Consider the following 10,667-nt stretch of genomic DNA (forward strand, 5'->3'; position numbering starts at 1 on the left):
TTAAGCTTGAGAGATTCCGTTAATGATTTGGGTCAGTGCCTCCCTGATTGGCGTAGCTGGACGATCGAGCAGCTTTTCCAAATCACTGCTTTCGATCTCAAGTGTGCCTTCCCGGATGCCCTGCTGGATACCCACGAGAATAGGGATGACGAATTCTGGCACGCCCGCGCTTTTCATGATTTCGGCATACTGGGCATCATCGACTTGCTGCACAGATACTTCTTTACCTAATACGGCTCCAATAACAGACACCAGTTCTTCTTGAGTCAACAGTTTGCCAGAAAGCTCATAGATCGTATTCTCGTGCCCCTCTTGCGCCAATACTGCTGCCGCTGCCTCCGCGTAATCCTGACGTGAAGCCCAGCCAGTCTTGCCTTTACCAGCAGATGTCACCCACGGCGCTCCTGCCAACACTCCTTGAATGCTCCCGATCTCATTCTCCAAGTACCAGTTGTTTCTCAGGAAGGAGTACGGAATTCCCGTTTTAATAATGGCTTCTTCCGTGACACGGTGTACGAGAGCAAGGGACAGCTTGCTTTCACTCGCATTTACTGCACTGGTATAGGCAATGAATCCAACTTGCGCCCGATGTGCCGCTGCTGCCGCATCAGTATGTTGGCGAATTCTTGTCTCGTTGTCCCCATCTGCTGATATGATTAAGAGCCGGTCGATACCCGCAAAGGCGGAATCCAATGTTTCCGGGCGGTCAAAATCCCCATGCCGAACTTCTACTCCCCGGGCTTGCAGTCCTGCTGCTTTTTCCGGGTCGCGAACGCTGACCGCTAATTGACTAGCGGGTACTGATTTCAGCAGCGTTTCAACTACTTTTGTTCCCAATTTCCCTGTTGCGCCTGTCACCAAGATTTTCATCTTCGCATTCCTCCTAATGTGAATCAATTTGGTTATAACCGTATAGGTTACAACATGTTTATATAAGAAGAAACGGCTTCGCCGTCTTTTGGCGGCAAAGTTAGTTTCTTCCCCAAAAATATAAGCAACGTATAGGTCAAATTTTATATCTCTTATATTTAAATAAAAGCTCTCTTATGGGAGCTCTCATTTAAGTGAATCTTGAAGTGAGTTGACTCAATGTCGTTTGTGCCAACCTCTGTTCCATAGCGGATTGAGCCTCATACAATTCGGCTCGGAGAACGGTCTCGATATTCCGGCCGACCTGGCATTCTATATTCGGTTCTTCATGAACACGGAATAATTGGTTATCTTCAATCACATTAACAGCGCGATATATATCAAGAAGCGTAATTTCCTCAGACTCTTTAAGAAGAGAAGCGCCACCTACCCCAGGACGTATTTCCACTAGCCCCGCTTTTTTTAACATCCCCATAATTCTTCGGATTACCACAGGATTTGTATTCACACTACCTGCAATGTAGTCCCCGGTCAATTCGTTCACATTGACAGCAATCAGGGAAAGGATATGAACAGCCATCGAAAAACGCGTGCTAATTTGTTTCAAGGTAATCACCACCGTTGTAACCATTATAGTTACTACCAATTGTTATGTCAAGATTCATACCAGTCATTTTAAAATCATTCTTCACTAATCGTTCCCGTAATGATAAGATGACTTCGGGAGGTGAATTTGAATGGCAAGAAGCAAAGAATATGACGAGAATGCAGTTCTTCATAAGGCCATGCAGCTCTTCTGGGAACAGGGCTACGAAAAAACATCCATGGCTGATCTTGTTGAACATATGGGAATTCATAGAAGAAGCCTGTATGATACCTTCAGCGACAAACACGCATTGTTTCTCAAGGCTATGGACCGTTATGGAGAAATTATGGACAAAAATCTTGAGACAGGAATTAAAAAAGCTGAAACGGCTGATCAAGCTATACGTTTCATTTTCAAGTACACCATCGATGAAACCGACAATACCCCTACGGGTTGTCTGTTTGTAAATGCAGCAGTTGAGCTGGGCGCACGTGATGCTGTTACTGATGCCAAGGCCATTACGGGCTTTGCAAAGGAAGAACAGCTGCTCGCATCTATTATTCAGTGGGGACAGCAGAACGATGAATTCTCAACGGATTATGATGCCGAAGATCTGGCGGCGTCCATGCAAAATACGCTATTGGGACTAAGAGTACTGGCACGGACATCGATCAGCAAAGAAAAGCTTTACGATAGAGCCGCCATATTTATAAAGATTTTAAAAAAGTAAATCGTTTTTTTTTAAGCATAAGAGAATGATCATTCCCGTAAAAATTGCACTTATCGTCAAGAAATTTCATCCCCCACCCACATACTATTAAAATTAAAGGAGACGATTTAGATATGACAACAACACAGGATTTAAACGGTAAAGTGGCATTGGTAACGGGCGGAGCCCGGGGAATTGGATTGGAAACGGTTCGCGGTCTGGCTCAATTAGGAGCTGCGGTAGTAATCGGTGCGCGTGATGCTCAAAAAGGGATGGAAGCCGCTCAACAATTTAAACAAGAAGGGTTCAAAGTCGAAAGTATTAAACTCGATGTCACTGTGCATGAAGATAATGTGGCAGCTTATCAATACTTGAATGAGAACTATGGCAAGCTGGATATCCTGATTAACAATGCAGGGATTTTGCTGGATCAGGAAAGTGCGTCCATCGAGGTTATCAACCGGACAAGTACCCTGTCATCGAAGGTTTTGCGGGATACATTTGATGCCAACTTCTTTGCTCAAATTGATCTGACACAGATTCTTTTGCCATTGATTCGCAAATCTGATGCCGGACGTATTGTCAACCTGTCCAGCATATTGGGATCACTCTCCCTGCAGGCGAATCCTGACCAACCCCTTTATTCCGTGAAGACCTTTGCGTATAACGCATCCAAAACAGCGCTTAACGCTTTCACCATACATTTGGCAGCGGAACTCAGGGGCACACCGATTAAAGTTAATTCCATTCATCCGGGTTGGGTCAGCACCAGAATTGGTGGAAGTGCAGCGGATATTGATGAAGTGGAAGGCAGCCGTACGAGCATAATGGCGGCAACATTGCCTGAGGATGGTCCAACCGGCTCCTTTTTCTTCCTTGAAAACACGCTTCCTTGGTAATCCATACATACCAATTCCATCTGAAATAGGGGAGGCATAAGAAAAGGACGATTACCTGTATTCGATTGGCTGCTATTGTAGATCGATAAGGGCGGCACAAAAGTGCCGCCCAGGCTTGTTGTGACCAAGGCGGTCATGCCGGGCGAAGGCTGGTTGCTGAGGGACGGTCCGCGGGCCGTCTCTATACTCCTGTCTCTTCTCTTCAGCCTGCGGAATGGCGCTTCGTACGGGCCGTATTGACGACTTCAAACCCTTGTTCCATCCGAAAATAACGAACAGTATATCTCCTACCATTCCATGCCCACCGACAATCAGCAGTTTCATGACAGAAAACCTCCACGTACCAGCATGGTACGGATTTCATCCATACCCATCAACGATTGGTCGGAGCTGAAGCTGTTGAATTTAACCGGCACATATTTGCTGTAATGTTCCCTGAGTCCCGGAATATCTATAGTGGGGAGTATGACCAAATTTATCCGGATATCACCGAGTAAAAAACGAGCTGCCATAAATGTGGCCCATGCTATGTTGAGAATTGCCTACTATCTATTAACACGTGTAGAAATGTACGTGGACCTCGGAGAGGATTATTTTGACAAACAGAAGCAACAATCTATTGTAAAGTACGCAGTTCGGCGACTAGAAAACTTAGGTTATTCTGTGACCATAACGGAAGTCTCCTAATTATTCAAAATCCTATCTTCTTCATTTCGGGCGCAGCTCCCTTTTTAAAAAAGGAGTGCGCGGCGTCTTCTTTACTAATGTCTTTTTACAGTAACAGAGATTTAATTTTCATGGGAGTTTAACGACTTATTAGTCCTTTTGGAGTTGGAAATTGGAAATTCCACAACTTGAATTTTAAATAGATCCAAAACAGCAATTATAGACAAAGCGAAACCACTGTTCCATACCTGATGTATCCAATTTTCTTCAAATTTCCTCCGTACATTCATTAGGGCGTGTCTTCAAACTTAAGCAAGCCACACCATAATGGATGCCAAGGCCAAAAAAGACTTGACGTACACGCTAACGAGTGCACTATTACCACTTATTATTTCGAATCCAGTTAAATGACGATTAATGATGATTAAGGGTGCTGAGTTGTTCTTGATTTGAATACGAGTATTTCTTTAAATTTGCATTGTTCAAGGCTCCAGTAAAAGGATACCCGCCCCTTGTGTAAAAACAGCAGAATGAAGAAGCGCCTTCTGCTCCTCTGCATTGAACAGTAGAGGAGCTTGGATGAAATTCTGCAACAAACGATACCCGCCATGATGACCGAGATGTCAAAACTGCTTTACCACACCGTCACACGTTTTTCAGGCTCAAGGTACATCCCATCTCCCTCATGTACATCGAAGACCTCATAAAACGCATCAAGGTTCTGAATTTGTACGTTAGCGCGCAACTTGTAAGGAGCATGGGTGTCTCTTGCAAGCAACAATTGCTCAAATTCGGGGGTCACTTTAAGTCGCCAAATGGTGGCCCAACTTTCAAAAAAAGCCTTTATATCGGCATCAGGCAGCGCCAGAACGACCTCTAATGCGCTGGAAAGGCCGCCGGCGTCGGAGACATTCTCTGTTACAGTCAGCTCCCCATTCACCTTACCGCCGGCATACGGCAGACCGTCAAACAGCACTACCATAGCTTGGGTACGCTCCTGAAAGGCCTTGTAGTCTGCTTCAGTCCACCAGTCACGAAGACTGCCGTACTGGTCAAACTTTGCTCCGTTAGAATCGAAGGCATGGGTGATCTCATGGGCGATGATTGCACCGATGCCGCCATAATTGCGGCTGGGAGAATACTTCAGGCTATAGAATGGTTCTTGCAAGATTGCCGCGGGTAAATTGATTGAATTACTCAGTAGATGATACGCGGCGTTAGCAGAGTGTGCAGGAAGGATCCATTCGTCAGGGTTTACCTTCTGTCCGCATCTGCGTAGATTGTCATCCGTAAGTAGTCGCATTAAACTGACATAATTATCAAGCAACGTACCGTCTTTGACATGCAATTGCGAATACACCGGGCTGAGCATCTCGGGATAGCCGATGTGTATTTTCATGGACTCCAGCTTCTTAATCGCAGTCTCGATAGTCTCCTCACTCAGCCAATCATTCGCTTTCAGACGCCGGGTATACACCGAGCGGATATTATCCGCCATCTTAGTCAGATCGCGCTTAGCTTCTTCGCCGAAGTAAATTCGGCCATAGTGTTCGCCAATTAACTGGTCGTAGGGGACAGAAGCCAAGCGATAAGCCAGTGTCTGGGGATCGTCCATCGCTGTTTTACCCGTCAAAAGCATAGTAAAGGCATCGGCGGTGACCATCATCTCCTCTGAAAGAGCCGGTGCGGCAGCGAAAACCGTTTGCCCGTAGAGCCACCCCTTGAGTAACGGGAAATTGTCCTCATTGATAATTTCATCCAATGCGCTGAAAAAACGCGGATTGCTAAGCACCACATATGCGGGAGGCTCTGGCACCAATGTAGACACCAGCGCCGTGAAGTCTATGGATTCGCTGCTTGCGGTAAGTTCATCAAGCGGCATTGGATTATATCCTGCGGAAGCGTCCTTGTTTTCCATTGCGGTTTTAAAATACGGTTTAAGCAAGCGGTCAAACGCAATCGTCTGCTCCGCTATTTGAACGGCTTCCTCTGGTGTACTTCCGCTCATCTCCAAGAGCTTTTGCAAGTTTTCCTGATAATTTGCCAGCAGCTTCTCTCCCTCCGGCATATCATAAAAGCCCGCATCAGGCAGGATTAACTTCGGCATATCCATATACAGTGCGTTATGCTGCTCATCCTTCATATCCGGCTGCACATAGACCACCAATGGCGAGGCTATCTGCGGCAGAGACATGCCGCTGATTATTATATCCGGCAGTGCCGTGTTAAAATCTGAAAGGTTTTGCAACGCATCAATGGGTTCCAGGTATGGCTGCAGCGGCGCCGCACCTTCCACATTTCGCTTGGTATAGTCTGCGGCTAGATCGTAAAATTCCAAAAATTCCGGCAAACCACTTGAAGTGGCAGTGTCCGGTGACATTTCGGCAAAATCCGCCATGAGCCGGGCTTCTACATCGCCGCCAATATCTTCAAGCCCGCCTACAGAAATTTTTTCAGGGGGAATTTCGGTCGAGGCTAACCATTCACCATTGACTGCTGCGTACAGGTCATCCTGCGGCCGGACTGAAGCTGGACCTTCCGGTTTGGAAAAGAGGGAATCCCTAAATACAACGGCAATTACAAGCAGGCATATGAGCATGATACAGGCAGTAACGAGGGTCAGTTTCTTATTCCGGGATTTATTTTTCATTTTGTTAATTCCTCCATTAAATGTTCTTGCATGAATGAATACAAAGAAAGCCGATAACTGCGATTGTACCCGCGGTTATCGGCTCTGCATCTTAGCGTCTGGCTCTGAGATAACGGACATTTTCATTTGTACTATATTGATTAAGGTTTCCTGTTTGCACTTGGGACAAAATAACGGGAAATTTTTCAGTTCCGTATCTTCCCGCATTTTCATCCTTGTTTTTTGACCGCATACCGGGCACAATATCCATTCATATTTTTGCATCATAGTTCTTTACGGCTTAGCCATCTGGGACATATGATCCATGAGAGCAAATAGGCTACAACACTAATCGCGGCCACTATACCGTATACCAATAGCAAATTTTCTTCTATGTTCATATAATAGCCCAGCAATTTCCTTAATCCCGCAAAGGCAGCGGCTGTAACTACATAAGAAAGGATGATTCCGGCAATGCTTTTTTCTCCATCAAGCAAAAAAGAAGAGGGAATATTCACACTGGCTGGGAGAAACGCGAGAATAAGTGCAAAGAATACATTCATATAAACCGCGGATAACTCAAAACCAGATGTTATAATTGAAGCAGCAACACAAATAATAGAGGCTACCACAATTCCCAACAGGCTAAGTAACATATACATACAGTATTTGCTTGAAGCGATTTGAACTCTTGACACTGGAAGCGTTGCGCAAAACTTATCCCACTGCGCCGTTTTGTCGCTCTGAATGCTCATTACCGCCATCATGCCAAACGAAGTCCCGGCAATCACAATCAAAATCCATGGAGAGCTTAAAACTGACAGAGCTATTCCAATAACGACCATTATTAACAGGGGGATGAGCAACCCATCGCGGATTGCATAGAAATCTTTAAGAATAAGCCCCTTCATTTTCGCTCCCCCTTTATATACAGCAGCATAATATCATCAATTGTGGCACGGTCAATCACTGCATTGGGGTATTTTTTTTGCACCAAATCTTTATCGGCAACTAATACTTCCCAGGCATAATCCTGCTTCCGGTAAGCGACTATATCTTGTTCGTCAAGGGCATCAAACTGTGCCGCACCACATTTAATGATCCCGTACTTATATCGCAATTCATCCTTTGGTTTGTTGAAAATAACCTTGCCGTTATGAATGAACACGATATAATCAGCGACTTTTTCCAAATCACTTGTGATGTGTGAAGATACTAGGATGGAGTTGCTTTCGTCCTGTACAAATTCCAGAAATATATCTAAAATATCATCTCGGACGACAGGATCAAGTCCGCTGGTCGCTTCATCCAAAATCAGAAGCTTGGAACCGTGAGAAAGTGCTACAGCAATAGATAGCTTCATCTTCATTCCTTTGGAAAATTGTTTGATCTTTTTGTCCGCAGGCAAGGATAATTTACTTAGTAAAGAATAATATCCTTTTTCATCCCAGGCTGTAAAAATATTTTGGAAAACCTTGTTTAGCTTTTTAGGTGACAATCCTTCAGGAAAACTACTGCCGTCAAAAACAACGCCAATTTGATTGCGGACAGCATTATCAATTTCCTGGTCCTGCTTGCCGAAAATCGTAACCGTGCCGGAATCTTTATTTTTCAATCCAAGAATCGAATTGATTGTGGTGCTTTTTCCTGCACCGTTTTCACCAATCAACCCCACAATCGACCCGCGCGGCACATGAAATGATACATTGTCCAAAACAAAGTCGTGATACGCCTTTGTCAGTCCATTTACAGTTAAAGCATTGTTCATCACCATTACTCCTCCACATAGAACAGCTTTAATAACTCGATGAGTTTTTCAACAGGAATACCATTTGTGCGCCCAATATCTGCGGCTTCCTGTAAAAGTCCCTCAGCCCGGCGCTGGATTTCTTCTTGATAGAATTGTTTGTTTTGTGCCGATACAAAACTTCCCCGTCCTACGGTAGTCTCTATAAAACCGTCCCGCTGCAAATCCTCATAAGCCTTTTGAACAGTAATCACACTGACATGAATAGATTTTGCCATAGAACGCATAGATGGAATGGGGTCACCAGTCTGTAGTTCACCACTCATTATCATAGCTTTGATCTGTGATGTTATCTGTTCGTAGATAGGCTTACTTGTATTGCTGCTAATAATAATCTCCATGTAAGCACTCCGTTTAAGATTATTTTTTTAGTAAAGGTTTTCCGTCTGTATCAAGTAAAACTGTAAGCCCTGATCCTACATTAGGGAATATAGCTAAGAGATATTGCACTCCAGTTTCTTTGTCGGTAATGACTTGTGTCATTACTGCACTTTCAGCTTGAATATGCTCTACTCCAAATCTTGTTTCTTTTTTCATAATCCTCCTCCTTACTTTTCGTTTTAAACACTGTCTTCCGGTAAAAATTCATCCCTACAACCTGTACTATATTGTACTTATACAACAAGTACAATATAGTACACTCAATTACAATTGTCAACTTTCTTATAAAATCTTTAGACAGAGACATTTAATAATAAAAAGGAGGAACTAAAAGAATAAGACACTCTTGCTTTGTTAAGCACTTTAGTTCAAAGCAGCCTTCTGATACTCTTCCACACCGGCTTTTACAGGTATTTCCACCTGTTCAAGCAGGAAACCGGATTAACCTTGATTATCTACACTTATCGAAAAAAAATGTTGCCTGTAGCTTTCACACGCTGACTCTAACAATTTTTTTAGACAACAAAAGCGACTCATCTGAAGTCAAGTCGCTTTCAATAAAACTATCGCTTAGCGATTAATGCCATTGGTCATAAAATGTCACCCTCAGATCATAATTTACAACAGCAGATTATCTTTAAGTTTCCCCCGTGCAGCTCCTCTATAAGCGTTCAGTTCATCTTGTCCATGAGACTCTTAGTAATGAACAACCAAGTCCTGTTCCTTGGGCAGATCGGGTACGATCAACCGTGTAGAAACGATCAAATAAAAACATCACATTACTTTCGGATATTTCCTTAGCCTCGTTAGGGATCGTCAATACAGCCATTCTGTGTTGTTGTTCAAAGCAGATTTGTACGGGACCGGTTGTTATGCTTTATCGAATTGAGAATCAAATTCTCTAAGACCCTTCGAAAAGCTGATTCCCCAGCATATACCTCCATCTCTTTCGGTGAAATGATGTCATTGTCGTCCTCAGCCACGAGAGTATTTATCGGATAGCCCACTACTGTAGTGTTGTATTAAACTAACCTGCCCGTTTACTTCAACGAAAAAGGAACAGTTGCCTGCTGCGGCGATCTGTTCCTGGTCTTTGCATTATGGGTACCCGTTAGTTGAACGAAAGGTTGCCGTTCGTGAACTCTTGCGGACATTAAGCCGTTCACCAAATGGAATTCATTATAGATGCTCCTGAGTACAGAAACGTCCCGAGGATAATCCATCGGGACGCTTCTGGTTGCTTACTAATATTGTTCAGGCTCTAACTTTAATGTAAAGGTTCCAACTTTATTGTTAAGTTTCCAACTTTAATGTAACCGGACATTTTTGTTCAGTGACACTGTAGTTGTTACCTACAAAATCCAGTAATATCAAGCTATTTCGAGTTTTTGATCAACTTCTTAATTACATTAAAGTTGGTGACTGTGAAAAGTAAGTTCAACACTCGGCTACATTAAAGTTAGTACCTAGAAATTACAAAAAAGATTGTAACCGTAAGGGCCAATTTAATTTGCATGTGAATTTTACTTTATATCGCAAATACTCCACCTAATAGGAAGCCCAAAATCAATCAATCTACTTACACCCAACGGAACTTCTTGATTAATGCCTTTGCGAAGAAGCAAAAGGAGCTGCCGTAGCAACTCCTTCAGTCACATGTCTTTTGTTAAGTTAGGTACCCGTTAGAGTAAAAAGGCAGCAGCACCGATCCGTTATAGGTGTTCGTTAACTCGATTCAGTTTTTCTTTTATTTTTGTTGTATTTAATCAAATCGATAACCAAAACCAACATGACTAAGATAACAGACTGCACTAAAGGCTTAACAAATGATGATTGATCGTAGATATACTAAGCAACTACAGCATTGACTATGAAGAAAAGAACGTACTTCATAATTCAATCATCCTCAGTATTGACGAATAAATTTATAAGCTTTTTCACTTGAATTATTCGCTACATAATTGAACTTCCTGCAAGAAAATAGGAGTATCTGCCGCGGTAGCTACTCCACTATCGTACCCGTTCGTATTATGAGGTCACCAGATCTTTCTGGTGGACCTCATTTTTATGTGGTCGTAAGATAGCCATAGCCGGGGATTGAACGTTCGTGCCCGTGGGAC

11 protein-coding genes are annotated in these 10,667 nt (G+C 43.5%); 3 read left to right on the plus strand and 8 right to left on the minus strand.

The genetic code is table 11. From position 1 onward, the window contains the following. Both AC0YNV_RS12455 and AC0YNV_RS12460 read right to left on the minus strand, forming a co-directional pair. Complete coding sequence (locus tag AC0YNV_RS12455; RefSeq protein ID WP_475768377.1) at nt 1-870, minus strand: SDR family oxidoreductase; 870 nt, start codon at nt 868-870, stop codon at nt 1-3. A 190-nt stretch (nt 871-1,060) separates the two neighbouring features. Continuing rightward, nucleotides 1,061-1,477 (minus strand): Rrf2 family transcriptional regulator, encoded by a 417-nt coding sequence (locus AC0YNV_RS12460; protein WP_475768427.1) that lies wholly within the window; start codon nt 1,475-1,477, stop codon nt 1,061-1,063. A gap of 130 nt (nt 1,478-1,607) precedes the next feature. Between AC0YNV_RS12460 and AC0YNV_RS12465 the strand changes: the two genes are divergently transcribed. From AC0YNV_RS12465 to AC0YNV_RS12475, 3 genes are all read left to right on the plus strand, one after another. Then, entirely contained in the window at nt 1,608-2,186 is a 579-nt protein-coding gene (locus tag AC0YNV_RS12465; RefSeq protein ID WP_475768378.1) for a TetR/AcrR family transcriptional regulator, read from the plus strand. Nucleotides 2,187-2,299: 113 nt separating this feature from the next. Then, nucleotides 2,300-3,064 (plus strand): SDR family NAD(P)-dependent oxidoreductase, encoded by a 765-nt coding sequence (locus tag AC0YNV_RS12470; RefSeq protein ID WP_475768379.1) that lies wholly within the window; start codon nt 2,300-2,302, stop codon nt 3,062-3,064. Between the two features lie 102 nt (nt 3,065-3,166). Further along, a complete protein-coding gene (locus tag AC0YNV_RS12475; protein WP_475768380.1) occupies nt 3,167-3,304 on the plus strand; it encodes a hypothetical protein in 138 nt (45 codons plus the stop codon). Between the two features lie 1,060 nt (nt 3,305-4,364). On the opposite strand, the gene AC0YNV_RS12480 is transcribed toward AC0YNV_RS12475, so the two are convergent. The 6 genes from AC0YNV_RS12480 to AC0YNV_RS12505 form a co-directional block, all read right to left on the minus strand. Then, nucleotides 4,365-6,380: a M13-type metalloendopeptidase gene (locus tag AC0YNV_RS12480; RefSeq protein ID WP_475768381.1), complete on the minus strand. Its 2,016-nt coding sequence runs from the start codon at nt 6,378-6,380 to the stop codon at nt 4,365-4,367. 75 nt (nt 6,381-6,455) lie between these two features. Beyond that, nucleotides 6,456-6,647 carry a cysteine-rich KTR domain-containing protein gene (locus AC0YNV_RS12485; protein ID WP_475768382.1) on the minus strand — a complete coding sequence of 64 codons (192 nt, stop codon included), beginning with the start codon at nt 6,645-6,647 and terminating at the stop codon, nt 6,456-6,458. Continuing rightward, entirely contained in the window at nt 6,644-7,270 is a 627-nt protein-coding gene (locus AC0YNV_RS12490; RefSeq protein WP_475768383.1) for an ABC-2 transporter permease, read from the minus strand. Before AC0YNV_RS12490 ends, AC0YNV_RS12485 begins: the two co-directional genes overlap by 4 nt. Next, the gene (locus AC0YNV_RS12495; protein WP_475768384.1) at nt 7,267-8,127 is read right to left on the minus strand and encodes an ABC transporter ATP-binding protein; all 861 of its coding nucleotides are present in this window, start codon (nt 8,125-8,127) and stop codon (nt 7,267-7,269) included. Before AC0YNV_RS12495 ends, AC0YNV_RS12490 begins: the two co-directional genes overlap by 4 nt. A gap of 5 nt (nt 8,128-8,132) precedes the next feature. After that, nucleotides 8,133-8,507, minus strand: a complete 375-nt coding sequence (locus AC0YNV_RS12500) for a GntR family transcriptional regulator (RefSeq protein WP_475768385.1) — start codon at nt 8,505-8,507, stop codon at nt 8,133-8,135. A gap of 19 nt (nt 8,508-8,526) precedes the next feature. Further along, entirely contained in the window at nt 8,527-8,703 is a 177-nt protein-coding gene (locus tag AC0YNV_RS12505) for a DUF6440 family protein (protein WP_475768386.1), read from the minus strand. Nucleotides 8,704-10,667: the final 1,964 nt, after the last annotated feature.

This window comes from Paenibacillus sp. JT31N11, from assembly GCF_056269285.1.

Excerpts from the sequence above, each read along its gene's own strand:
- AC0YNV_RS12490 (WP_475768383.1), bottom strand. The coding sequence starts at position 7,270 with ATGAAGGGGCTTATTCTTAAAGATTTCTATGCAATCCGCGATGGGTTG.
- AC0YNV_RS12485 (WP_475768382.1), bottom strand. The coding sequence starts at position 6,647 with ATGATGCAAAAATATGAATGGATATTGTGCCCGGTATGCGGTCAAAAA.
- AC0YNV_RS12480 (WP_475768381.1), bottom strand. The coding sequence starts at position 6,380 with ATGAAAAATAAATCCCGGAATAAGAAACTGACCCTCGTTACTGCCTGT.
- AC0YNV_RS12505 (WP_475768386.1), bottom strand. The coding sequence starts at position 8,703 with ATGAAAAAAGAAACAAGATTTGGAGTAGAGCATATTCAAGCTGAAAGT.
- AC0YNV_RS12465 (WP_475768378.1), top strand. The coding sequence starts at position 1,608 with ATGGCAAGAAGCAAAGAATATGACGAGAATGCAGTTCTTCATAAGGCC.
- AC0YNV_RS12455 (WP_475768377.1), bottom strand. The coding sequence starts at position 870 with ATGAAAATCTTGGTGACAGGCGCAACAGGGAAATTGGGAACAAAAGTA.
- AC0YNV_RS12495 (WP_475768384.1), bottom strand. The coding sequence starts at position 8,127 with ATGAACAATGCTTTAACTGTAAATGGACTGACAAAGGCGTATCACGAC.
- AC0YNV_RS12470 (WP_475768379.1), top strand. The coding sequence starts at position 2,300 with ATGACAACAACACAGGATTTAAACGGTAAAGTGGCATTGGTAACGGGC.
- AC0YNV_RS12500 (WP_475768385.1), bottom strand. The coding sequence starts at position 8,507 with ATGGAGATTATTATTAGCAGCAATACAAGTAAGCCTATCTACGAACAG.